The 25,248-nt window shown below is 41.8% G+C and carries 24 protein-coding genes, 1 tRNA gene and 1 other RNA gene; 11 read left to right on the forward strand and 15 right to left on the reverse strand.

Annotation, left to right across the window (positions count from 1 at the left end):
• On the forward strand, positions 1 to 754 hold a 754-nt coding region (locus tag E1163_RS30710; protein WP_221418072.1), incomplete at its 5' end, for a GIY-YIG nuclease family protein.
• A 41-nt stretch (positions 755 to 795) separates the two neighbouring features.
• Here the strand turns inward: E1163_RS30710 and E1163_RS24030 are convergent.
• The 5 genes from E1163_RS24030 to tsaD form a co-directional block, all read right to left on the reverse strand.
• The gene (locus tag E1163_RS24030) at positions 796 to 1,308 is read right to left on the reverse strand and encodes an HNH endonuclease (protein ID WP_155175143.1); all 513 of its coding nucleotides are present in this window, start codon (positions 1,306 to 1,308) and stop codon (positions 796 to 798) included.
• 49 nt (positions 1,309 to 1,357) lie between these two features.
• Positions 1,358 to 2,149, reverse strand: coding sequence for a C40 family peptidase (locus tag E1163_RS24035; protein ID WP_155175145.1), 792 nt, complete (start codon positions 2,147 to 2,149; stop codon positions 1,358 to 1,360).
• A 6-nt stretch (positions 2,150 to 2,155) separates the two neighbouring features.
• The gene (gene smpB / locus E1163_RS24040) at positions 2,156 to 2,623 is read right to left on the reverse strand and encodes an SsrA-binding protein SmpB (RefSeq protein WP_155175147.1); all 468 of its coding nucleotides are present in this window, start codon (positions 2,621 to 2,623) and stop codon (positions 2,156 to 2,158) included.
• Positions 2,624 to 2,700: 77 nt separating this feature from the next.
• The gene (locus E1163_RS24045) at positions 2,701 to 3,099 is read right to left on the reverse strand and encodes a thioesterase family protein (protein ID WP_155175149.1); all 399 of its coding nucleotides are present in this window, start codon (positions 3,097 to 3,099) and stop codon (positions 2,701 to 2,703) included.
• A gap of 4 nt (positions 3,100 to 3,103) precedes the next feature.
• Complete coding sequence (tsaD, locus tag E1163_RS24050) at positions 3,104 to 4,108, reverse strand: tRNA (adenosine(37)-N6)-threonylcarbamoyltransferase complex transferase subunit TsaD (RefSeq protein ID WP_155175151.1); 1,005 nt, start codon at positions 4,106 to 4,108, stop codon at positions 3,104 to 3,106.
• A 12-nt stretch (positions 4,109 to 4,120) separates the two neighbouring features.
• Here tsaD and E1163_RS24055 point away from each other — a divergent pair, with 12 nt between their 5' ends.
• From E1163_RS24055 to E1163_RS24080, 6 genes are all read left to right on the forward strand, one after another.
• Positions 4,121 to 8,473, forward strand: coding sequence for a translocation/assembly module TamB domain-containing protein (locus tag E1163_RS24055; protein WP_155175153.1), 4,353 nt, complete (start codon positions 4,121 to 4,123; stop codon positions 8,471 to 8,473).
• A 96-nt stretch (positions 8,474 to 8,569) separates the two neighbouring features.
• Positions 8,570 to 8,719, forward strand: a complete 150-nt coding sequence (locus tag E1163_RS24060) for a hypothetical protein (RefSeq protein WP_155175155.1) — start codon at positions 8,570 to 8,572, stop codon at positions 8,717 to 8,719.
• Entirely contained in the window at positions 8,706 to 9,587 is an 882-nt protein-coding gene (locus E1163_RS24065; protein ID WP_155175202.1) for a DUF2279 domain-containing protein, read from the forward strand. The genes E1163_RS24060 and E1163_RS24065 overlap by 14 nt, the downstream gene beginning before the upstream one ends.
• Positions 9,588 to 9,635: 48 nt before the next feature.
• Positions 9,636 to 10,034: a type III secretion system chaperone family protein gene (locus tag E1163_RS24070; protein WP_155175157.1), complete on the forward strand. Its 399-nt coding sequence runs from the start codon at positions 9,636 to 9,638 to the stop codon at positions 10,032 to 10,034.
• A 104-nt stretch (positions 10,035 to 10,138) separates the two neighbouring features.
• Positions 10,139 to 10,553, forward strand: an RNA gene (gene rnpB / locus E1163_RS24075) — RNase P RNA component class A.
• A gap of 86 nt (positions 10,554 to 10,639) precedes the next feature.
• On the forward strand, positions 10,640 to 11,806 hold the full coding sequence (locus E1163_RS24080; protein ID WP_155175159.1) for a sigma-54-dependent transcriptional regulator: 1,167 nt from the start codon (positions 10,640 to 10,642) through the stop codon (positions 11,804 to 11,806).
• 25 nt (positions 11,807 to 11,831) lie between these two features.
• Here E1163_RS24080 and E1163_RS31450 read toward each other — a convergent pair whose 3' ends face one another.
• Together E1163_RS31450 and E1163_RS24085 are read right to left on the reverse strand one after the other, a co-directional pair.
• On the reverse strand, positions 11,832 to 11,963 hold the full coding sequence (locus E1163_RS31450) for a hypothetical protein (protein WP_281353182.1): 132 nt from the start codon (positions 11,961 to 11,963) through the stop codon (positions 11,832 to 11,834).
• 90 nt (positions 11,964 to 12,053) lie between these two features.
• Entirely contained in the window at positions 12,054 to 13,040 is a 987-nt protein-coding gene (locus E1163_RS24085) for an acyl transferase (RefSeq protein ID WP_155175161.1), read from the reverse strand.
• A 44-nt stretch (positions 13,041 to 13,084) separates the two neighbouring features.
• Between E1163_RS24085 and E1163_RS24090 the strand changes: the two genes are divergently transcribed.
• Complete coding sequence (locus tag E1163_RS24090) at positions 13,085 to 13,882, forward strand: hypothetical protein (protein ID WP_155175163.1); 798 nt, start codon at positions 13,085 to 13,087, stop codon at positions 13,880 to 13,882.
• On the opposite strand, the gene E1163_RS24095 is transcribed toward E1163_RS24090, so the two are convergent.
• Positions 13,879 to 16,284 carry an alpha-ketoacid dehydrogenase subunit alpha/beta gene (locus E1163_RS24095; protein ID WP_155175165.1) on the reverse strand — a complete coding sequence of 802 codons (2,406 nt, stop codon included), beginning with the start codon at positions 16,282 to 16,284 and terminating at the stop codon, positions 13,879 to 13,881. The two genes, E1163_RS24090 and E1163_RS24095, sit on opposite strands and share 4 nt — an antisense overlap.
• Before the next feature lie 314 nt (positions 16,285 to 16,598).
• Here E1163_RS24095 and ald point away from each other — a divergent pair, with 314 nt between their 5' ends.
• Positions 16,599 to 17,714, forward strand: a complete 1,116-nt coding sequence (gene ald, locus E1163_RS24100) for an alanine dehydrogenase (RefSeq protein ID WP_155175167.1) — start codon at positions 16,599 to 16,601, stop codon at positions 17,712 to 17,714.
• 53 nt (positions 17,715 to 17,767) lie between these two features.
• Here the strand turns inward: ald and E1163_RS24105 are convergent, their stop codons facing one another.
• Positions 17,768 to 18,211, reverse strand: a complete 444-nt coding sequence (locus E1163_RS24105; RefSeq protein WP_185156193.1) for a type I restriction enzyme HsdR N-terminal domain-containing protein — start codon at positions 18,209 to 18,211, stop codon at positions 17,768 to 17,770.
• Between the two features lie 213 nt (positions 18,212 to 18,424).
• On the opposite strand from E1163_RS24105, the gene E1163_RS24110 reads away from it, so the two are divergent.
• Positions 18,425 to 19,195 carry an AMP nucleosidase gene (locus E1163_RS24110; protein WP_155175169.1) on the forward strand — a complete coding sequence of 257 codons (771 nt, stop codon included), beginning with the start codon at positions 18,425 to 18,427 and terminating at the stop codon, positions 19,193 to 19,195.
• A gap of 9 nt (positions 19,196 to 19,204) precedes the next feature.
• A complete protein-coding gene (locus E1163_RS24115) occupies positions 19,205 to 20,995 on the forward strand; it encodes an SLC13 family permease (protein ID WP_155175171.1) in 1,791 nt (596 codons plus the stop codon).
• Here E1163_RS24115 and E1163_RS24120 read toward each other — a convergent pair.
• The 6 genes from E1163_RS24120 to E1163_RS24145 all read right to left on the reverse strand — a co-directional run bounded on the left by E1163_RS24120 (position 20,942) and on the right by E1163_RS24145 (position 25,190).
• Positions 20,942 to 22,309, reverse strand: a complete 1,368-nt coding sequence (locus tag E1163_RS24120; RefSeq protein WP_155175173.1) for an MFS transporter — start codon at positions 22,307 to 22,309, stop codon at positions 20,942 to 20,944. The genes E1163_RS24115 and E1163_RS24120 overlap by 54 nt on opposite strands.
• Positions 22,310 to 22,393: 84 nt before the next feature.
• On the reverse strand, positions 22,394 to 22,855 hold the full coding sequence (locus tag E1163_RS24125) for an ExbD/TolR family protein (RefSeq protein ID WP_155175175.1): 462 nt from the start codon (positions 22,853 to 22,855) through the stop codon (positions 22,394 to 22,396).
• A complete protein-coding gene (locus E1163_RS24130; RefSeq protein WP_155175176.1) occupies positions 22,856 to 23,443 on the reverse strand; it encodes an ExbD/TolR family protein in 588 nt (195 codons plus the stop codon).
• Positions 23,443 to 23,769: a hypothetical protein gene (locus tag E1163_RS24135; protein ID WP_155175178.1), complete on the reverse strand. Its 327-nt coding sequence runs from the start codon at positions 23,767 to 23,769 to the stop codon at positions 23,443 to 23,445. The genes E1163_RS24130 and E1163_RS24135 overlap by 1 nt, the downstream gene beginning before the upstream one ends.
• 33 nt (positions 23,770 to 23,802) lie before the next feature.
• On the reverse strand, positions 23,803 to 24,636 hold the full coding sequence (locus E1163_RS24140) for a MotA/TolQ/ExbB proton channel family protein (protein ID WP_155175180.1): 834 nt from the start codon (positions 24,634 to 24,636) through the stop codon (positions 23,803 to 23,805).
• 466 nt (positions 24,637 to 25,102) lie between these two features.
• Positions 25,103 to 25,190: transfer RNA gene (locus E1163_RS24145), tRNA-Ser, on the reverse strand.
• Positions 25,191 to 25,248 lie beyond the last annotated feature (58 nt).

Raw genomic sequence — 25,248 nt, forward strand, 5'->3', positions numbered from 1 at the left:
ACAAAATCTTATCTCAAAAAAAGTGCTTACCGATAAAGATGAGCAAAAGAAAATCAGAAGAAGGATTAGGAGAATCGGATTTCATTATTCTGATTTTTCATCTAAAAAGGGCTATGATGTTTCGGACTTAGAAGCCTTGTTAAATTCTGGACGGATTAAAATTAAGGATCTACAAGAACCATTTCTGCCGAGCATTTCAACAAAAAAACACTCGCCAATAAAAGCTACCTTAGAAGATCCTTTTACAAACCCTGACTTCAGAGGCTTCCAGCAACTGGATAATGCCACACTTGATAAAACCGGCCTTTATTGTATTAGGGTAAAAAACACCTCCAAACTTCCGGACAGATATCAAAAGATACTGAACAAACGAGGTAACAGGTTAATTTATATTGGAAAAGCACAAAGACAAACATTAAAAAAGAGACTTAAACAGGAAGTCTTCCACACAAATCCTGGAACATTTTTCAGAAGTATTGGGGCTGTTCTGGGATACTTGCCTATTCCGGAATATCTAAAGGGCATGCGTAACCAAAGAAACTACAAGTTTTCTAAAACTGATACTCAGTCAATAACAAATTGGCTTATAAAAAACACGGAGTTTTCTATCTATCCAGTAAATCTTGACTTTACAATAGAGGTAGCGTTAATAAAAAAGTATTGTCCACTTCTAAATGACAAACACAATCCTAAAAGGCTAAAAGAATTACAAGATGACAGAGAAAAATGTAGAAGAATAGCTATTGGGAAATAAAACTAAAAACCCATTAAAACACATCACATAATACTGTCTCCTCATACAAAACTCCTCTTCCCATTCAAATAAGGCTTCCACTCTTCGCAATGGAAGCCTGAAAAGTCTCTGAGGAACATCACATAGGTAGGCCTGAAAGGTTTGATCTTTAGCTTAATGCCGACCTCATCAGGGGTATTATCACCTTTTCGGGCATTGCACCTTTTGCAGGCGGTTACGAGGTTGTTCCAGGCAGACCTCCCTCCTTTTGACCGTGGCGTAACATGGTCGAGTGTAAGGTCGTGGTTGGTACCGCAATACTGGCAAGAGAAGTTGTCACGCTTGAATACATTCTGCCTGGTGAGGGCTACACCCTTGTAGGGAACGTTGATATACTTGGTAAGCCGGATCACCGAAGGCATAGGAAAGCTCTGGGACACAGAATTTAATTTGTATCCGTTGGCCGCCTCTACCAGTTCAGTCTTTCTAAGATAGGTCAGTAAAAATGCACGCTGAACCGTACAGACTGATATGGGGCTGTTGTCCTGATTCAATACCAATACCTTGCGGTTCATCCTATTAAGATAAACCCTATCTGGTTTTAAAGCAAAACCGCCTATAAAATTATTCTCTAATTATTCTCCGTAAGGTTGAGAATGTATGGGTCACCTGCCCCGACTGAGCGTCCACAATACCTCTAGCGTCGAGGTTGTCAATCCTCACCCGACCGGAAGCATGGATGATCTGGTTATCTTCCAGCACAATGCCTACATGGGTGATATTCCCGTTTATCCCGGAAAAGAATGCCAGATCGCCAGGCATAACCTCCTCCAATGAAGGTACGGCCACTCCGCTGCGTACTTGCTGGGAAGCATCCCGCGGTAAGGCATAGCCACAGATACGATAAACATTTTGCACCAGCCCGGAGCAGTCTATACCAAACGGAGACCTGCCTCCCCAGGCATACGGGGCATTGAGATACTTTTTTACTGTTTGTTTAAGGTACTCAAATTCACGCTTCTGGCTCAGACTTTTACTGTCGCCATTAAAAGCCAGTTGCTCCTCCATTTTAAAGAGTTCGTTAGTAGATATAGGCAATATACTACCAATTACTATGCTGATGTGATGCTTGTTATAAAGTATGCTGGAGGTCAGATCAGTGCATATCTTATAGTCAGCACCATTGATTTGGTTAAAGTAAGCTTCTGAAATGGCATAATGCTGTTTTACATCTATCCAGCCTATGTATTTATCGAAATACATTTCTATTCTCAACCACTTTCTGTCATCCGAAACCTGGTTGATCGTATAATGGTCACCAAACAGCAGTTGTGTAACCTGTTCTGATTTATCACTGGCCTGCGCCCCTACCGGAACTACACTCAGGCGGCAAATGCCTTTCTCACCTATTTCCATAGCAGATTAGTACTTAATACGTTCAAGTTCACGTTTAACATCCTTTTCCTTGATGCTTTCCCTCTTATCATGAAGCTTTTTACCCTTAGCAACTGCTATTTCCAGCTTGGCCAGTCCGCGGTCATTAATGAAAAGCCGGGACGGTATGATAGTCAACCCTTTTTCATTAATCTGGCTTTCCAGCTTTCCAAGCTCTCTTTTATGCAGCAGCAGCTTTCTTTCCCGGGTGGTTTCATGGTTATAAAACGATCCCTGAGCGTAAGGAGAAATATGAATTCCTTTGACGTAAAGCTCACCCCTGTTGAAATAGCAATAGCCATCCATCAGGTTTACCTTACCTTCTCTGATTGATTTGATCTCAGTACCTTTTAAGGCAATTCCAGCCACATACGTGTCCACAAACTCATATTCATGTCGAGCTTTTCGATTCTTAATATTAATATTGTTTGAAAATCTTGACTTTTCTTTTGCCATAGTGGTTCAAAGGTAGAGAATGTTTGCAATTTTAAAATTATAGAAGCCGTGATTTATCAGATTTTTTGAATCACACCTTATGCACCCGAAGCCCTGTCAAATACTGCTTTGATCTTGTCTTTAGGCAGCACTTTTTGACCTGTCACTCCTTCCGCCACCATTCGATCATCTACACGGGCACGGTACGAACACAACAATTCATTGCCATTAATGCTTTCAACCGTCGCTTCTATCGTCAACGTTTCTCCAACAAACGCAGGGCCTTTATGGTTTATTTCAAGCCTTGTTCCAATACCTTCTTCGCTTTCCTCCTTCATCTCCAAAACAAAAAGCCGCGTGGACCATTCTATCTCACGGGCCAGCGCAAATGTTGAGCATACCTCGTGCACTACTTCATTGTTAAAAGCAGCGACGTCCTGTTTGGTTACCTCAACCGTGTAAAACTTTTTGTCTCCGGGTTTAAAAATAAGCTTCATAGCTTCAAATTTTCATTCGCGCCTCAGGGCTTACGTCCAGCGGACTGAAGTGGCCTGTAAGGTATTTATAATGCGCTGCCATGGCAATCATGCCTGCATTGTCCGTGCAATACTGAAAATCAGGTATGTATACGTTCCAGCCTTTTTCGCCGGCCAGGTTTGTGAGCTCAGCCCTTAAACCACTGTTGGCAGATACACCTCCCGCAATGGCTATTTCTTTTATGCCGGTTTCGTTGCTTGCCCTTTTCAGCTTTTGCATAAGCATCCTTACCAGGCTATGCTGCAGGCTCGCACAAATGTCATTAACATTTTTGGTTACAAAGTCGGGATCCTTGGCTTTGTTGTCCCTTAAAAAATACAAAAAGGCTGTTTTAATGCCGCTAAAGGAAAAATTGAGACCCTGCATTTCCGTATCGGGAAATACATAAGCCAGAGGGTTTCCCTCTTTGGCATATTTATCGATCAACGGCCCTCCCGGATATGGGAAGTCCATAAGCTTGGCACACTTGTCAAAGGCCTCGCCCACGGCATCATCCTGCGTTTCACCGATCACCTCCATTTCCAGAAAATCATGGACCAAAACTATTTGTGTATGACCGCCACTTACTGTAAGGCAGAGGAACGGAAATCTCGGCTTCGGATCGTCAATAAAATGAGCCAGTATATGTGCCTGCATATGGTTGACCTCAATAAGCGGTATATTTAATCCCATAGCCATCGATTTGGCAAATGAAGTACCCACCAGCAATGCGCCCAACAGGCCGGGGCCGCGGGTAAAAGCTATGGCATTCAGGTCTTTTTTAGTTACACCGGCATCATCCATAGCTGCCTTTACTACCGGCACGATATTTTGTTGATGCGCTCTGGAGGCAAGTTCGGGAACTACTCCTCCATATTTTTTGTGTACTGATTGCGTTGCAATTATATTATTGACTACTTTGCCATTTTTAATAATTGCAGCGGATGTTTCATCGCAAGATGATTCTATGGCAAGTATGGTAGGCTTCATTGTTTTTAAATTTTGGCGCAAGTTATTAAAAAACGTATTGTTAAGGCAATACTTTGGTTCATACTCTCTGTTTTCTTTTTATTGGCCCTTGTCGCGGGAGCAATACAGGTACCATACGTCCAGACGAAAATAGTCAATTACCTCTCTGAACGCTACTCAGGCATAACCGGTTACGATATTAGCATTGAGCATGTGGCCATCAACTGGTTTGACCTTGTAGAGGTCGACGGGCTTAGGGTAATAGATCCGGAAGGCAACAGACTGATATATACGGGAGAAATAGAAATTGATTTTAACATCAATGCCGTACTTAATAAAGAAAATCACAATGTTGATAACATCGTTATTGATAATGCGCATGTTTATCTGACAAAGATCACGGTAGACGACACCGTCACCACACTCAACATTAATGAGCTAATCAGACGCCTCAAAGCAAGGATAAGAAAACAAACAAAAAAACGGCAATACCTTTCACTGGATCAACTTACACTAAAAAATGCTACCTTCACCTACTACGATCAGGATCGTGATTCAATAAAAAATGGCTTTGACTACTATCATTTCACACTGGATAGCATTAATGGAGAGTTTGTCAACCTCAACTCCGTAGCAGATACACTAAACCTGGAGGTAGCCGCGCTCGCCACCACCGACAGGGCCACCGGACTAAACGTAAAGCAGCTCACCACATCATTTAGCGTCAGTCAAAGCGCCATGAAATTCGAAGGCATGAACCTAAAAGTTGGCAATAGCGAAATCAAAGACACGGTAATATTCAATTATAACAGCACGCTTGACCTTAATGACTTCAACACCAAGGTTAATGTTGAAGCCAATTTTGACCAAACCCTGCTACATAGTCAGGACCTGGCCCTCTTTGCTCCTCAATTAAAGCAGTTCAATGAATATTACCTTTTATCGGGTGACTTTAAAGGTAAGGTCAGCTCATTCACCCTGGACAACGCCTACCTCAAATTCGGCGAAGGCACCGCATTGAAAGGCCGGATCAGAATGTCGGGCTTACCAGATTTTCAGGAGACCTTTATCAACTTTGACCTTACCAACTCTTACGTACGCACAGAGGACCTCAAATATTATATAAAGGACAAAACCTACAGGCACCTTGCGCCTTTTGAGCGCATCAGCTTCAATGGTAAGTTTTTGGGCTTCCCCAATGACTTTGTAGCCAAAGGGAACTTCTATACTGATTATGGCCTCATAAGCTCCGACATCAACCTGAAACTTGAAGAGGACGTGACCCGGTCCACCTACAGTGGTGCCCTGAACATGGACAACTTCAACCTGGGCGGCTACACCAACAACAAAATATTCGGAAAAGTATCCGTAAACGGAGAGATAAAAGGCTCCGGCTTCACGCTCGAAGATGCCAATTTTGCATTGAAGGGCCAGGTGGAACAAATAGAGATCAACAATTATAAGTATGTAGACATCAATACGGATGCAGAATTTGCCAAAGAATTCTTTAAGGGCTACCTCAGCATTAATGACCCTAACCTGAAACTCACCACAACAGGGTCCATCGACCTTCGCGAAGATATTAACCTGTTCAACATCAAGGCCGACCTGGATACACTTTTCCTGAAACCACTTAACCTTTCCAAAGATGATATTTTCATACGTAGTGAAATTGATGTCAATGCCAGAGGTCTCAAAATCGACAGCATTATAGGTATAGCCAATCTTAAAAACTCCTTTATCCGGTATAAAGACAAAGAGCTGGCTATCGATACACTGAGCATTACCTCTCGAAAGAAAGTAGATGAGCGGCAGCTCTTACTTGAAACCAACCTACTCAACTTCGAAGCCAAGGGTGTTTTTGACTACACTGTAGTTCATGAGGACCTGAAAAGGCTTTTGTATGAATATAAGCTTAACTTAAAGAACGACAGGGATGCCCTGAACCAATATTATAAAAACAAAAAGGGTCATACTTACAAAGATTACACACTGGACTACACACTCCATGTTAAAGACCCTAACCCGATATTTGACCTTATAGCTCCGGACTTGTATATATCGCCTTCAAGTACAGTCTCCGGCAACTTTACAGGCGGCTATACATCCATTATCTCTCTTGACACACGGGTTGATACTTTGGTCTATAAAAAGAACAGGTTTTATAATGACGAGCTTCAACTTAGTATCTCCAAAATAGCAGATAGTACGAGCGTACTGGCCATGGTGTATGCGGCCTCAGAGCGGCAGTGGCTATCAGACATTGAAACCAAAGGCTTGATGTTTGAAGGGATCTGGAACAACCGGCATATTGATTTTGAATTTGATATTGACCAGGTTAAGTACGCCAATTATGCCAGGCTGTTTGGCTCTATAGATTTTCTCCCAGACGAAACCCAGGTCAGGCTACAGCCATCTGACCTCCAGATACTGGACAAAGAGTGGCTGATAGAAGACGAAAACCTGATCACTATAAACGGAAGTGAAATCACAGTAGAAAAACTTCGGGTTTATAACGATGAGCAAAGTGTAGCTTTGAACGGCATGATTTCAGAATCTGAAGATGCCAAACTTACCCTCAATGTTGACAGCCTGAAACTGGAAAACATCAATACCATCCTGTCAAAAGACCTCTCCGGCACCATGCATGGCTATGCTGATATCAGCAATTACTATAATGACCTGCATGTACAAAGTGAGCTATCCATAGACCGCTTTAAAATAGACGACTTTCTGGTGGGTGATATTTATGGCACCAATATTTGGAATGACAACCGGAAGCAGTTTGATATGAACTTGTATGTCAATCGAAAGAAGGGAAAAATCCTGACTCTAAAGGGCTATTATGCTCCGGCCAAAAATGAAGACAACCAGCTAAAACTAAGGGCATTTCTTGATAAAACAGAGTTGAACATCCTGGAGCCATTCATTGACAGCTATTTCACACAGCTCAAAGGCACTGCATCAGGCGAATTGCTCATATCCGGCACGCCGTGGAAACCTGTAATTGAGGGCAAAGGAACTGTAGACGACGGCTTTATACATATCAACTACCTGGGAACAAACTATAAATTAAGCGGCGATTTTTATTTTGAAGACAATAAAATAGGCTTCAGGCAAATGAATGTCACTGACAGCCAAAACAGTACAGGCATCCTATCCGGGGCTGTTACCCATCAGAATTTCAGGGAGTTTTTTATTGATCTTAACGGGCAGTTGTCAAACTTCATGGTATTAAATACTACCAGCAAGGACAACGACCTTTTTTATGGTACAGGTATAGCTTCGGGTACCATAAATCTTGTCGGGCCTATTAACAATATGAATATTATTGCCCAGGCAAAAACAGAAAAAGGCACACGCATCTTCATCCCCATCGGCGACTCCGAAAGCATCGAGCGTGAAGAATACATCAATTTTGTAAACTTCAAGGATTCAACCAACACCACCATCAGTGAAGTAGGCAAAGTAGACTTAAGAGGTTTAAAACTTGACTTTGACCTGGACATAACCCCTGATGCCTATTGTGAAATAATTTTTGACATTAAGGCCGGGGATATTATCCGCGGCAGAGGCAACGGAGATATCAAGCTCCAGATAGACACCAAAGGTGAATTCAACATGTTTGGTGATTTCAACATCCAGGAAGGAGGCTACAACTTTACGCTATACAACATCATCAACAAAGAATTTGAGATACTTCCCAATAGTAAAATCTCCTGGTATGGCGATCCATATCAGGGTATACTCGACATCAATGCCACATATAATCAGTTAGCCTCTTTCCTTCCCCTCCTCGTTCAGCAGGAATCTGATCAGGTTTACGAAGATGTGGTTGAAATCAAAAGAAAGTACCCTGTCAAGGTATTTCTCGATATAGATGGTCCTTTACTGTCTCCTTCTGTTAATTTCGACATTACTACAAACAACTTACCCCGCAATATCAAGGTAGCTGACCGGCCGGATGTCGATCTGGAATTCGAATTTTTGAAATTCAAAAACAGCATAGATGAGCAGGAGCTTAAGCGGCAGGTATTCAGTCTTATTGTGCTTAGGCGTTTTAGTCCACTACAATCATTTAACACAGGTGGCTCCATTACCAGTAGTGTGAGTGAACTGCTTTCAAACCAGTTAAGCTATTGGGTAACGCAGGTAGATGAAAACCTGGAGATAGACTTCGATGTTGATTTCGACCAGTTGGATGAAGAAGCTTACAACACCTTTCAACTGCGCCTGTCTTATACTTTCCTCGACGGTCGGTTAAGGGTAACCCGCGACGGAGGCTTCACCAATCAGGAAAACAGAACGGACATATCCAGTGTAGCCGGTGACTGGACCCTGGAGTATCTGCTTACACCCGATGGTAAATTCAGGGCAAAAATGTAAAACCGCACCAACTATAACCCTATCAACCCTACGGAAGAAAACCAGAACACCATCACCACCGGCTTCAGTATAATCCACACCCAGAGCTTTGATGAATTGAAGGAGCTGTTCCAGAAAAGAAAGGAAAAAAGTGCTGATGAAGAAGAAAACCTGGAAAGCCAGGAAGGAAATGAAGAAGAGAAAGAGACACCTCCTAATACCATGAACAACCGCGAAGGAATAAAAGATGATGATGAAATTGAATAGGATTATTCTTCTTTTTTCCCTTCCATTGATTTTAATAACCGCACTGCAGGCCCAGCCGGACAGCACGCTGCGCAACAAGAGGCTCAAACCTTTGATTATCACCTCATCAGTAGCCTACGCGGGCTCCATGGTTGCACTCAATCAATTATGGTACGCAGATTTTGAAAGGGAATCTTTCCATTTTTTTGATGACTCCCGGGAGTGGAAACAGGTGGACAAAGCGGGTCATGCCTACGCGGCCTTTCATATTAGTTCAGCAGGTTATGAAGCCCTAAGGTGGGCTGGTTTGCCAGAAGACAAATCCCTGATCTACGGAGCCCTTTCCAGCATTGTGGTACTCTCATCCATCGAAGTGTTCGATGGCTTTTCAAGCGCATATGGTGCCTCTACTACTGACCTGGTGGCTAATACATTTGGCACCGCCCTTTTCTACGGTCAAAAGAAGTTATGGGGGGACATCCGTATCCAGCCGAAATTTTCATTTCACAGAACAAACTTTCCGGATTACAGACCGGAGACTTTGGGCAAAAACCTTTCGGAAGAGGTTTTGAAAGACTACAACGGCCAGACCTATTGGCTATCCGTTAACCTCTCAAAATTTGGCAGGCTTCAGAATTTCCCTAAGTGGCTCAACTTCGCCGTAGGGTACGGAGCCCATAACATGATCTATGCCCACGATGCCGGCAATGTAGATTTCGGCCTTTCTCCAAAGCGACAGTACTATCTGGCTATTGATCTGGACTTTAGCGAATACAAGTCTAAATCTGGCCTGCTCAATACAGTGATATATATCCTTGATATGGTCCACCTGCCCGCCCCTGCACTGGAGTTTTCGGGGAACAAATTTAAATTCCATTATATTTACTAGAACCCGATATTTTTCATAAATTGATATAGAAACTAAAACTTAATCGTTATGGATCTTAATGCTTTTATGCAAAATTATTCCGATGAAATCGGCGGGCAGTATTCAGAGTATGATAGCAAGACATCTATCATAATAGTACCATTGACTGATGATCGTTTTCAAACTGTACTTGGAAAGTTAAAACATAGCCAAAGATACGATCGATTGGGAATTGAATTTACATCCAAAGTGTGTGAATTTGAACCGGATATGGACCTGAAATCCCTTCTCGAAGAAAACGCTAACCTGAACCATGCAAAATTCGCGATCTCGGAAAATTTCATTAATGTAGAAGCATCCAGTTTCGTAGATACTGTTACGGAAGAAATTCTAAAGGAAATCATACAGGAAGTGGCTAACGTTGCCGATGAATATGAATATAAACTTACCGGTGAAGACGTTCACTAATACCCTCATTTAAAGACAATAAAGCCCATTTGAATCTAAATGGGCTTTTTTATTGTTTACCTATAGCTAATGCGTTAGCTTCGCCCTAATTGCCTAAAAATAAAAATGCAAGCTGGCTTATCGCTCTCCGGCATACCGGAGGGAGGAAAGTCCGGGCAACACAGAGCATCGTACTTCCTAACGGGAAGGCTTCCCGGCTTGCCGGGGGGACAGACAGTGCCACAGAAAACAAACTACCTCTGAGCAATCGGAGGAAAAGGTGAAAAGGTGAGGTAAGAGCTCACCGCCCCAAGGGTGACCAAGGGGGCACGGTAAACCTTACGAGTTGAAAGATCAAATAAGTCACGCTGGCTGCTTACCTGGTAAGCGGCCGTCAGGCTGCTCGTCTGACTTTCTTCGGAAATAAGCGTGACGGGTAGATCGCTTACGATCTCAATGGCGACGTTGAGGCCAGATAAATGATAAGCCATCCCGATCCGATCGGGAGGACAGAACCCGGCTTACAGGCTTGCATTTTTTTATTATTTTAGAGCATTAATCATTAGCTTCCATACTAAGCGGCACGCTACTTGTTCTGCTGAGGAAGTATAACCAAACATGAATACATGCCGAAGATTTTAATTATTGATGACGAACAGAGCATCAGAAATACTCTGAGGGAAATACTGGAGTATGAAAAATTTGAAGTTGGCGAGGCTAAAAATGGTGAAGAAGGCCTGAAAATGCTGGCCAAAGAGAAATTTGATGCGGCTCTCTGCGACATCAAAATGCCTAAAATGGATGGTCTCGAAGTACTCGAAAAGGCCATGGAGCAGGGTATCGATACCCAGTTTATCATGATCAGCGCCCATGGCACGATCGAAACTGCGGTGGAAGCCACCAAAAAAGGAGCCTACGATTTTATTCAAAAGCCGCCGGACCTCAACCGTCTGCTCGTAACCTTAAGAAATGCCCTGGACAAGTCAACCCTGGTCAATGAAACCAAAGTACTTAAGAAAAAGATATCCAAAAGTTTTGATATAGTTGGGGAATCTGAGGCTATTAATCAGGTTAAAGAAACTATCGAAAAAGTTGCGCCCACAGAAGCCCGTGTGCTGATTACAGGTGAAAACGGGACTGGAAAAGAACTGGTGGCAAGATGGCTTCACGAAAAAAGCAACCGCGCAAAAGGGCCAATGATTGAAGTCAACTGTGCTGCTATTCCATCAGAGCTTATCGAAAGCGAGCTGTTTGGACATGAAAAGGGGTCTTTTACCTCTGCCGTTAAGCAAAGGATAGGTAAGTTTGAGCAAGCCAATGGAGGAACGCTTTTTCTGGATGAGATTGGGGATATGAGCCTGTCCGCCCAGGCAAAAGTATTGAGGGCACTTCAGGAAAATAAAATCACACGTGTAGGCGGTGATAAAGAAATCAAGGTCAATGTGCGGGTGGTTGCTGCTACTAACAAGGATTTAAAAGCTGCTATTGAAGAAAATAAGTTCAGGGAAGACCTGTATCATAGGTTAAGCGTAATTCTTATCAAAGTACCGGCACTCAGGGACCGAAAAGAGGATATTCCATTGTTGGTGGAGAGATTTCTGGTTGATATAGCCGCAGAATACGGTACTAAGCCCAAGGCCATAAGTGACAAAGCTATAGAGTTACTTCAGAAACACGACTGGACCGGAAATATACGCGAATTAAGAAACGTCGTAGAACGTTTAATAATAATGTCAGGTGCAGAAATTACCACCGAAGACGTTATCCGGAATGCAGATATTAAACAGGAATAAAAACAGGTAGGAAAAGAAAGGATATTTATATTCTTTCTTTTTCGCTTTTGACCTCCTCTTTCTTCACATCCTTTTTAGCATAGGTAGGACAGGTATATTGACTGCAGGCAGACAATCCGAACACAACAAGGAGTACTACAGCTAATCTTAGTTTCATTTTCCAGTTTTTAAGTATTAACGAAATATAACCAAAAATATTAAACTAAATCATATTTATCAAATGATTGTTGAATATTCAAGGCATTTTTTAATACACCATCAAATTGCACCCCCTTATATCAGAGTTATCAAACCGCCCTATCACCTCAAAATCGCCGGTTTTAGAGACTCTTCCCATATCCTGGGTTTCTATAAAAGCGCAGGTATCAATATTCGCCAGGTCAATAACATTGATCCCACCTGACGTCCTTTTTATATTCAGGTCAAACGGATCATTGATGTCCCTCAAGATGATCTTCATCCATGGAGGACATTGAAAAACACCATCATGAGTGGAATAAGCCTGAGACAGCAACTCAGTCATACCATATTCAGAATGCACCCTGTCTATACCTAAGCCATCTTTCAAAACGCTGTGTAGTTCCTCCCTGATCATCTCTGCCCTTCTCCCCTTCATGCCGCCGGTTTCCATAACGATAACCCCCGAGAGGTCAGGCTTATACTGCTCTGCCAGGTCAAGTAATGCAAATGTAACACCTAACAGCACTACTTTTCTTCCATCTTTAATACTACCAATGGTTGCTATCAGCCCTTCATAATCATTTAAGTAAAATCCACTTTGAGGTGAGTTGCTCTGCTTTATAAAATAATCGGCCATGTATACAAGCGAGGAACTACTGCGTTCCAGATAAGAAGGTAACAAAGCAAGAAAATGAAACTGGTCAAGCGGCCCATAAAACCTGGTGAATACCTCCCTGCAGTTGAATAAATAAAAATCAAGATCCCTAACATAATGCTTACTGGTGACAGCGCCGGTGGTACCGCTACTTTCGAAAACGGCCTGTGCCTCCCAGCTTCCTGCCTTCACCTCCTGGGTCTTAAAAAAAGAGATCGGCAAAAAGGGAATCTGTTCAACTTCCTTTATTTGATTTACCTGAACACCAATATTTTCGATAAAACTTTTGTAAATAGCATTATTGGTGGCTTGATATTGAAACAGGTTCAGTGCAAGCTCGTCAAAATTTGATTTCTTTGTATGAAAGATATCCGTATAAAAACTTTTAGAAGATTTCAATCGTTAGTTATTTTATGTATTTCAACCGTATCAAATTTCCAGGGATGAAGATAAATACTTTATTGCTTTTTATAATTGGATTGTTACTAACATCCTGCCTTAAAGATCCTGACTTTCCCGACAACCCTGTATTAAAATCTATGGACCTGTCCTATAAGGAAATAGGAGGATTGCAGGAAGATGACTCCCTTATCATTTCCTTGCACTTTCAGGATGGTGACGGCGACTTAGGGTTTGATGCTTCTGACGAAAAGCATATATCTTCTCCATATAATGAATTTGGCTTCTTCTCATATGACTCGAACTCACGAAGAAAAACCATGTTTGCCCTGGACACGTTAACAGCTTCCTCCGAATTCCACCTCTCACTCGTACGGAATATGATAACCGTATCCAACCGAAGCATACCTGAACTGGATACACTCCCCCCCTATGAGTTCCCTTACACTTGCGACAACTGGCAGGAAGTGAATATTACCGCAGGAAGTACAGTATTAAAAGAGGACACAGTCTACTATCAAAAGAACCCCAGATATAACAATATTTATGTAGACTTTTTCCTGGAAAATTCAAATGGAGAATTTGAAGAATTTTTCTGGGAGTATCTTCAAAAACCGCAATGCAATATTGCCTACCATGGGCGGTTCCCTATCATTAATGAAGAGGGCAAGGAAACACCCTCTGAGGGTACTTTAACCTATCGGATCCCGAATAAAGGATGGGAATCAACTTTTGGGAACAAGAAATTCAAAATCAGGGTAACTATCCTGGACAGGGCCGGAAACTATAGCAACGCTATAACTTCCGAACCTGTAACTTTGGATGAGATCAAAGTGAATTAGTAGATATCAGGGTATTTTTCCGGATTGGCCTCTGCCATCAGGGCATACACTTTGTCAAACACCTCTTCTGTATTTGGCTTAGAGAAATAATCTCCATCTGAGGCATATGCCGGTCTGTGTTCTTTACCGGTAATGGTAATAGGTTTTGAATCCAGGTACCTATATCCTCCCTGCTCTTCCAACACTTTTTGCATCATAAAGGCACTTGCTCCACCTGGAACATCTTCATCTGCAAATACCACCCGGTTGGTTTTCTTGAGGGACTCTACAATAGAATGGTCAATATCAAAGGGCAACAGGGTCTGAACATCTATCACCTCGCAGGAAATACCTTCTTCCTGTAGTTGCTCCGCTGCATCCATAATTACCCTGCACATGGAGCCATAGGTAACAATAGTCACGTCCTCTCCTTCTCTCAATACCTCCGGTTTGCCTAAAGGAACAGTAAACTCACCAATATTGGAAGGCACACGCTCTTTCAACCTGTAGCCATTGAGACATTCGATGATCAGAGCTGCGTCATCAGATTTAAGTAAAGTATTATAAAAACCGGCAGCCTGAGTCATATTTCGGGGCACCAGTACATAAATACCGCGGATACTGTTAAGGATCATTCCCATAGGTGATCCCGAGTGCCATACTCCTTCCAGGCGATGGCCTCTTGTTCTTATTATCAACGGGGCCTTTTGTCCGCCCTTAGTTCTGTATTGCAAGGTAGCCAGGTCATCAGAGAGTATTTGGATGGCATACAAGAGGTAATCCAGATACTGTATCTCTGCAATTGGACGCAGACCTCGTAGCGCAGCCCCTATGCCCTGACCGATAATGGTGCACTCACGTATACCTGTATCTGTAACCCGTAGCTCCCCATACTTATCCTGAAGACCGGCAAATGCCTGATTAACGTCTCCTATTTTCCCAACGTCTTCACCAAAAGCAAAAACACGTGGGTCTCTCTCCAGCGCAGCATCAAAACATGCCTGTAGCACTTCCCTGCCATCAACCAGCTTCACCTCATCATCAAATTCAGGCTCAATAACATCAACCTGAAGCGCACTCTGCGGTGACTCACTATATAAATGAGAGCTAAACCTCTCAAAATTCTCCTTCTCTATTCTCTTCACCCAGTCCTGTAATTGTTTTCTGGCTGGAGTGTCTTCATTTTTCAGCACACGCAAAGCTTTTTTCACCGCCTTCACGCTATCCAGACGAATAGGGTTCAGTGTACTTTCAAGGCCTGATTTAATACTTTTTATGGCGTCGGAGTGGCTACTTTGTTCCTGGGCTTGTCCCAACAGGTCTAGTGCAATTGCTTCATCTTCTTTAATAGATGCCATAAAGGCTTTCCATGCTGCATTTTTGGCATCCTTTGCCGTCTTCTTTGCCTGCTCTTCTATATTATCCAACTCTTCGGCATCAACATAGCCATTTTCGAGTATCCACTCTCTAAGTTTTACGATACAGTCGTGCTCCTGCTCCCACTGCAATCTCTCTTTAGACTTATACCGCTCATGCGAACCTGAAGTTGAGTGCCCCTGAGGCTGGGTCATCTCCTGAACATGCACAAAAGTAGGCACATGCTCTTCCCTCGACACCTTAGCCGCCTTCTGGTAAGTCTTCACAAGTCCTTCATAATCCCAGCCGCGAACTGTAAATATCTCAAACCCTTTTTCTTCTGCATTTCTCTGAAATCCTGCCAGCACCTTTGAAATGTTCCCTTTGGTAGTATGATACTCTTTCGGGACAGAAATTCCATATTCATCATCCCATATAGAAACAAGCATAGGTATCTGCAACACTCCTGCGGCGTTGATTGCCTCAAAAAACATCCCTTCGGAAGTTGAGGCATTACCTATTGTTCCAAAAGCAACTTCATTACCATTAATTGATAAGTTCTTAAAGCCCTCAAGTCCTTCATTTTGTCTGAACAGCTTGGAAGCATAGGCCAGACCTACCAGTCGAGGCATCTGTGCTGCTGTAGGGGATATATCCGAACTGCTGTTCTTGTTTTCAGCCAGTGGATTGTACTCACCATCTTCATTGAGCATTCTTGTAGCGAAGTGGCCATTCATAAGCCTTCCACCGGAAGCCGGGTCTGCTTCTACATCAGTGTGAGCATATAATTGGGCAAAATATTCCTGAATGGTCAGCTCGCCAATGGCGAACATAAAAGTCTGATCTCTGTAGTATCCGGATCGAAAATCTCCTTTTTTAAAGGCTTTGGCCATGGCTATCTGGGCAACTTCTTTGCCGTCCCCAAATATTCCGAACTTGGCCTTACCCATAAAAACTTCTTTTCTTCCCAATAAGCTTGCCTCCCGGCTTTCACAGGCCAATTTATAATCCTGCAATATCTCACTTACTTTACTGGAAGCTTTTCTAACGGTTTTTATAGTACTCAAATCCTTTTGATTTAATTGATTTTACAATTGACCACTTTTATGTGAAGAGTAACAAAAATAACGAAAAAGCTAAAGCTTTCAAATCGTGAGCATAACCTCCGAAACCAGCATCATATATAATTCAACAATTATACCAACCGATATATTGCGAATTACTTAAAATTAAAGATGAAAATTTCGCAAAAATATAAATTCATAAAATTTTATTTTTCTGAAAAAATTACTATGAATTTGCGCTATAAATATTAACTGCAAACGTCTGCATTATATCTTATGGTTACTATATTTGTACCCCTTATAAACAATTTGAAGTCATGATAATAGGTGTACCCAAAGAAATTAAAAACAACGAAAACCGTGTTGCACTAACCCCCGCAGGGGCCCAGGAATTGATCAAAAGAGGTCATACGGTTTATGTTCAATCAACTGCCGGTGAAGGTAGTGGTTTTCTGGACAGCGAATATGAATCAGCCGGCGCTAAAATGCTTCCTACAATTGAGGAAACTTATGAAATTGCCGAGATGATCATGAAGGTTAAAGAACCTATCGAACCTGAATATAAGCTTATCAAGGAAAATCAGTTGGTATTTACCTATTTCCATTTTGCTTCATACGAACCCCTTACAAAAGCAATGATCGAAAGCAAGGCAGTATGTCTCGCTTACGAAACTGTTGAAAAAGAAGACAGAAGCCTGCCTCTACTTGTTCCAATGTCGGAAGTGGCTGGCCGTATGTCGGTGCAGGAAGGTGCAAAATATCTTGAAAAACCTTTAAAAGGAAGAGGTATCCTTTTAGGTGGTGTACCAGGTGTAAGGCCTGCCAAAGTTTTAATTCTTGGCGGAGGTGTTGTAGGCACCAATGCAGCTAAGATGGCCGCAGGTATGGGCGCTGATGTTACAATCATGGATGTTAGCTTGCCACGCCTGAGATACCTGGATGATGTAATGCCGGCTAACGTAAATACCTTCATGTCCAATGAATATAACATTCGTGAGCTGATCACTACACATGACCTGATCATCGGAGCTGTACTTATCCCCGGAGCCAAAGCTCCTAACCTGATTACCCGCGATATGCTAAAAGATATGAGACCAGGTACTGTTCTTGTAGATGTGGCTGTAGATCAGGGTGGATGTATAGAAACCTGCAAGCCTACCACACACCAGGACCCTACTTATATTATTGATGATGTAGTTCATTACTGTGTGGCTAATATGCCTGGAGCTGTTCCTTACACTTCAACGCTGGCGCTGACAAACGCTACCCTTCCTTACGCAATCCAATTGGCAAACAAAGGCTGGAAGAAAGCATGTCAGGAAAATGAAGAATTGAAACTTGGTCTTAATATTATCAATGGAGAGGTAGTTTACAAAGCAGTTGCTGAAACTTTCAACCTGCCAAGTACTGATGTCTCTAAATTTTTGAATTAAGATTTTGAAGAATACTTATATAAGGGACTTTCGAAAGAGAGTCCCTTTTTGTTTTACGCAAAATCAGGAAACGAATTTATAAATCCCATCTTTCCACTTTCTTGATCAAACTCGCAGCAATAATGGGTAAGCCCGTTCGAAACCACAGCATACTTTGCCCCCAATTGCCTGTTGTAAACCGAAACCTGATCTATAGTAGCCTGGTTGATCTTTACATCAAATGATTTGCACTCTACAATCAAAAATGGCTTAGCCGAACGGTCGTACACCAGGATATCGGATCGTTTTTGCAACCTGTTATATTTAAGACCTGACTCAACTTTTATGAGGGATTTAGGATATGACCTGTCGTAGATCAGAAAATGAACCATATGCTGCCTGACCCACTCCTCAGGAGTTAACAGGATAAATTTCTTCCTTATAACATCAAAAATCTCAATTTTCCCCTCTTTTTTTCTAATATTGCAGTCAATTTTAGGGAGATTCAATTCAACCATCTTCAAATTTAAAGAATAAGGAGACAGATACATTGATTAAACCTCGTGATTTATTTGAAGTCACATGTCCACCAATAAAATCAACAATACTTGTTCAGCCTGTTCAAAACTTTTGGTATCTTATACTGATCGCTCCTCATACTAAATTTCAACTGAATGCCAAAGTATCAGCTACCTGTCAAAATCATGTAACACTATAACAATCAATAATATATGAAAACAAAAAAGGAAATTGTTGACAACTGGCTACCCCGTTACACTGGTGTACCTCTTGACCAATTCGGAAAGTACATTCTCTTAACCAACTTCATCAATTATGTTCACATGTTTGCCGAGAAGTTTAACGTAGAGGTTAATGGCCTTGACAAACCTATGCAAACTGCCACGGCCAATAACATTACGATTATCAATTTCGGAATGGGCAGCGCCATGGCTGCAACCGTTATGGACCTGATATCGGCCATAGAACCTAAGGCAGCTTTATTTCTTGGAAAGTGCGGTGGCCTAAAAAAGAAAACCAAACTGGGAGACCTGATCCTTCCCATAGCTGCCATCAGGGGCGAAGGCACAAGCAATGAATATCTGCCCCAGGAAATCCCTGCCCTGCCTTCATTCAGCCTGCAGAGAGCAGTCTCTTCCATGATAAAAAGCCGAGAACTGGATTACTGGACAGGCACTGTTTATACTACCAACCGCAGGGTATGGGAGCATGACAAGGCCTTTAAGAAATACCTCCGTCAAATCAGGACAATGGCTATTGACATGGAAACAGCTACCATCTTTACAGTAGGTTTTAAAAATGAGATCCCACGTGGAGCACTTTTACTGGTATCTGATAACCCTATGATCCCCGAAGGTGTTAAGACCTCCGAAAGTGATAAAAGTGTAACCGGATCGTATGTTGCAAATCATCTGGAAATAGGCATTGATGCACTAATGGAATTAATTAATTCGGGAGATTCGGTGAAACACCTGAGATACTAAACCCTTAATATGAACTTCATTGAGATTGGTTTACAGCCTTACTTTGTTATAGCCGTCATACTGTTATTATTTATTTCAATCTACCTTGAGTGGCTTAAGCCTGCTGTGAGCTTCCTTTTTGCAGCATTGCTTCTTGTGGTTTTTGGTATAATAACACCGGCTGAAATACTCGAAGGCTTCTCAAACCAATCCATTGCAAGTGTCATATTACTTATTCTCATCACGGCTGGCATCAGAAGCAATTTCAATGTCGAATTGCTGCTCGACAAGGCCTTTGGGAGGGCCAGAACGTACAGGCAGTTCCTGATCTCTATGATGAGCAAAGTAGCCGTACTTTCCACCTTTGTTAATAATACCCCGGTAGTGGTATTGATGACCCCATATGTATTCAGTTGGGGAAAAAAGAACAACATCTCTCCTTCCAAGCTACTCATACCACTCTCCTACTCTACGATCATCGGAGGCATGGTAACCCTTATAGGTACTTCTACCACACTGGTGCTGAACGGATTTATGATTGAAAACAATCTGCCAGGGATTGATCCACTGCAGCTACTCTTCACAGGTAGTATCGTTGCCGTAGTTTGCATCATCTTTCTGATGCTTTTCAGCAACAAATTGTTACCTAACCGTAAAGATATTATTGAAAAGTTTGAATCGAACAAGAGGCAATACCTTATAGAAAAACGACTTAGTGAAAACAGCCCATTGATAGGCAAATCTATTATCGAAGGAGGACTCCGGAACCTGAGCGGTGTTTACCTCGTAGAAATTGTCCGTAATGACAAACTTATCTCTCCTGTTACTCCAAAAGAGATCATACAGGCCAAAGACATTCTCATTTTTGCAGGTAATACTGATAACATTGTAGATCTCACTTTAACCGACATTGGCGTTGAATTACCAGAAAAACTGACTCCCTCCACTAACGGTAAGCTTCGGGTGGTGGAGAGCGTAGTAAGCGCCAACAGTAGCCTAATCGGTAAAACGGTAAAGAAATCGAACTTTCGTGAACGGTATGACGCAGCAGTAATAGCAGTACACCGCAACGGCGAAAAATTAAGTGGCAAAATAGGTAAAATTACCATTAAAGCAGGCGATGTACTTTTGCTTTACGTAGGTGAAGAGTTCAATGACCGCGTAGACCTTTACAAAGACCTCTACGTCATCACTGGTGAGACCAAAGAAATTGATAAAAACACCAATAGTTACTATAAACTTGTAATTCTTGGCTTGGTCGTATTAGGTCTTGTAACCACACAGGTTTTCAACCTGTTCCTTTCTCTGATGACTATATTTACCGTGATGGTGGCGATGAAACTGATTACCATAAAAAATGTCAAGCGAGATTTGGATATACACCTTGTGGCTATTCTGGTATTGTCATTATCTATTGGCGAAGCCATGATCAATACAGGCACCGGAGAACTGATAGCTCATCAGGTTCTACACTTTCTTCAACCTTATGGCAACATTGCCATACTAGCCGGCCTGATGGCAATTACCACGCTGTTAACTTCGTTTATAACTAATGTAGGAGCTGTGGCCATAGCCTTCCCTTTAACACTTGCCATAACTTCCGGAATGGGCATAGATGGTGCTCCTTTCTATCTTGGGGTAGCATTTGCAGCTTCTGCTGCCTTTCTTACTCCTGTCGGGTACCAAACCAATCTGATTATATATGGTCCTGGCGGGTATAACTTCAGAGACTTTCTAAAAATAGGTTTCCCGGTTACGGTGATCTATTTATTTCTGGCTATCTCTTCTATCATCTTTCTTTACAAAGGAGTATTTATCTAGCGCATCCAACTCATCCAGCTTGATAACCCTGTGCATTGGAACCCTGATAAGAAGCAAGAACCCCATACCCACCATAAAAAACAACATGAGTGCAAGTGTACTATTGCGCATATCCCCTGTTATTTGTTCTATCAGGCCATAAGCAAATGTTCCGAACACTATGGAAATGTTAAAAGCCACATCATAAAAGCTGAAATAGGAAGCATGGTCTATACTGCCCTTGGGGATGAGTTTCGCATAAGTGGCTCTGGATAAGGACTGAATACCGCCCATCACAAGGCCCACCACAAAAGCAAGTACATAGAACTCGTACTCGTTGTACACAAAGTAAGCGCCCAGGCAAATAAGTATCCAGACAAAAACCATGATCAGGAGTGACGCTTTGTTGCCTCTTATCTTACTCACATAAGCAAAGAAGTATGCTCCAAAAATGGCCACAATGTTAATGAGCAAAACAGTCATGATAAGCTTGCTGCTTTCCAGTTTCAGCTCCTTGGAACCAAAGGTGGCCGCCAGGTACATAACCGTCTGAACACCCATATTGTAAAAGAAAAAGGCAACAAGATACAGCTTCATAACTGAGAGCCCCTTCAGACTATTCCATACCTTAAGCAACTCATTATACCCCTCTGTTAATATGTTCCCTTTTGGCTGTTGGTTATACACATTATCAGGAACCCTGGAAAAGGTTATTTGAGAAAAAAGTATCCACCAGGCGCCTACCAGAAGAAACGAAAATCGCACCGCCGTTTGCCCCTCAGCAAAACCGAAGGCATCGTGATACTCGATCATTACCAGATTGACAACCAGCAACAATACACTGCCTATGTAGCCTAAAGCATAGCCCTTGGCACTGGTTTTATCCAACCTGTCTTCTGTAACTATCTCAGGCAGGAAGGCGTCATAAAAAACAAGGCTACCGGAATACCCTACACTGGCCAGTATAGAACAAATGATGGCTAAATCTACATCCTCAGGTCCGTTAAAGAAATAAAGGCCTATACATGAAAATGCCCCAAGATACATGAAGCATTTCATAAAGAGCTTCTTTCGTCCGCTGTAATCAGCTATACCGGACAGCAGTGGCAATATAATAGCAACAAAAAGAAACGAGAATGAAAGCGAATAGGAATAGAGTACCGAATTGGTGATCGTCAACCCAAAAAAATCTACTTTATCGTAGCCATCTTCGGTGGTGGTAATACTATTAAAGTAAACGGGAAAAATAGCTGATGTAATGACTAAAGAATAAACGGAATTGGCCCAGTCATACATACACCATCCGTTGATTGTCTTGGGATTGTTAAGCTCCATTCGAAAGTGTATTGAAACAAAAAGGGCTCGCTGTCAGCAACAGTAAGCCCTTTTCTATATTATTACATTATTTAACTGAAATAGTTATTCTTCCATTTCCTGTAATGTGGTGTAGAGAAGCTTTCTTGCGTTTGCTTTTCTAAGCTGAAACTCTACATCAGACACCAAACCTCTTTTTGCTTCTTTATCAACTTTCATTGCAATAGTGATCTGGTCTCTCTCTACTTCATCCAGTTTATCCTTTTCCTGGTTTACCCACAATACCACATCTTTAGGCTCTATGAAAACATCATTTGCCTGGATCCGTGGCTCTGAACCCCACTGAGAGGTCTTCTTTGGCTCACCAATGTATAAATAGCTTACCAATGACTTTCTCTGTAGCTTTCTTAGCTGGGTAGCGTCAGGAATTCTCTGTTTTACGTTGATCGTTACCTCTCTCAAAACCGTTGTCACCATAAAGAAGAACAACAGCATGAAGATAATATCAGGTAAAGCAGACGTAGGGATTTCCTGTTTTGTATTTGCTTTTTTCTTAAATTTTGACATTTAGCCTCCGATTTTAGATGGTTCTGCAATAGAGATGTTCATTGGGAACTCCACTTTTCCATCCTTCAGGCCTCTTCCCTTATCATACAATCTCTTGTTTTCAGGATCGGAAAGATCGTTGGAAATCTCTCTCCATTGCTTATTTGTTACTCCGACTCTTGCAGCATACATATCATAGTATGCCCCCTGAATCTGATCCAACACCTCTATGAACATTTCCTGGCTTGTACCCCTATCCGTTTTGAAAGATACAATAGCATCTTTAGGCGTATCCGAAAGTTCAGGATTACGACCGTTGTTCAATACGAATTCTTTAATCATGGGTTTAATAGCCGTAACATCAGTCAGAGGTTCTCCCTCAACCAAAAGCTTATCTGCAGAGTTTACCTGAATTTTGAATATGTTCCTTTCAGGTATTTTGATATCCATTTGCTCCATAGTATCCGGATCCGGAGGGAGCAAAAGGCTAAGACCTCTGTCATTAGCAATAGTGGTTGTCACCAGGAAGAAGATCAACAGCAGGAAAGCGATATCCGCCATCGAGCTGGAGTTAATCTCCGGGTTATCTCTTTGTTTGTTTCGAGCCATTATTTAATAGCTTTATTGATTTCTGAAAATACGATCCCAATTACTGCTATAATGAAAAGTACATACATCAGCATTAAAGATCCTCCTACGAACTTTGAGCTGGTTTCATTTACACCAAACTCAATGTATGCATTAGTTACCGTGCTGTCTGCAATAGACCAGGTAATTACAAAAAGCACTATCAGGGCAACTACCCCTATGGCACTTCTTATCAATGACTTAGGGTGGCTAAGCGAATTGATCAGCGGAAGTACAATGGCAGCCAAAGCTGCGATTGCCACCATGATCATCGCTACCCACAACGCTATATTAATAAATGATTCCATATATAATTTACGTTAAGTTTACTAAAAAATCGATTAAGCTCTACCAGTAAGCTTGTGCTTAACAAGAAGGTCAACCAAAGTGATTGATGCATCTTCCATCTGGTTTACAAGAGAATCAATTTTAGAAACTAAGTAGTTGTAGAATACCTGAAGGATAATACCTACGAAAAGACCCGCAACAGTTGTCAAAAGTGCTACTTTAATACCGTTAGCAACGATCTGAGGAGAGATATCACCAGCAGCCTGGATCGCATCAAATGCACCGATCATACCAATTACAGTACCGGTGAAACCAAGCATTGGAGCAAGAGCGATAAAAAGTGAGATCCAAACAAGACCTTTCTCTAATCTACCCATCTCTACAGAACCGTAAGCGATGATTGACTTTTCAACCATTTCAATACCCTCTGACATTCTCATCAAACCTTGAGTAAAGATAGAAGCAACAGGTCCTCTTGTGTTTCTTGTAACCTCTTTAGCAGCCTCTACACCACCTGAAGCCAAAGCATCTTCAACATTAGCTAAAAGCTTGTCAGTGTTAGTAGTAGCAAGGTTTAATGTTATAATTCTTTCGATAGCAATAGCTAAACCTAAGATCAAACAGATAAGTACAGGTGTCATCCACTCAACACCACCTTCAATAAATTTATCTTTAACAACCTGGTGGAACGACTTTTCAGTCTCTACATCCTGAACAGGTGTCTCTTCTTCTACTACAGGATCTGGATCTTCAACCACAGGGTCAGCCGTTGCAGCCGTAGTATCGTTTTCCACAGTAGTTGTATCTACAGACTCATCCTGAGCCATAGATTGAGAACCAAGGGAAAGAACCCCTACCAGCGCCAATAATGTAAATAGTTTTTTCATAATTCAAGTTTTAAGTATTTCTCAGAGTTTTTGTTTTGAGAGTGTTAAACGATTAAAATTTATAGTTAAAATTAATTAAAAGTTTCAAATCCAACGGATAAGCCCGCAATATCCATTACTTATACAACTTATAAAATCTTAAAAGACTGATCCGGGCAGCATATTTAGTACAATTTTTCGGAACATTAAATAATCTCGCCCGTTAAATTTAGTGTGAGGGGCCAATATTAACTGTCGATCTGAACAGATTGAATGATTTTGTATTTGCACAATAAACCTCGACCTGTTTTGATTTTCATATCAACATCCTCAGCATAAAGAAAAAGAAAATAACCTCTTTCCACGCTACCCTCACAATTAGTCTTTTACTCCTTTCGAACCTCAAATCTTTCCGACTTTGTTCCTCAGGTTCTGTTTCCAGATGAAGGGTGTTTAATCCACCCGTTTCATTCATCCGTATGTCAAGCGGAGAGGAAGGGATTCGAACCCCCGGTACCCTTTTGGGGCACACTCACTTTCCAGGCGAGCACCTTCGACCACTCGGTCACCTCTCCATATGTAAAGCCTTTGCTTCACGGCAAGCACAAATAAATCAATAAAAAACACTTTATG

The organism is Fulvivirga kasyanovii (assembly GCF_009711405.1).
Taxonomy (GTDB): domain Bacteria; phylum Bacteroidota; class Bacteroidia; order Cytophagales; family Cyclobacteriaceae; genus Fulvivirga; species Fulvivirga kasyanovii.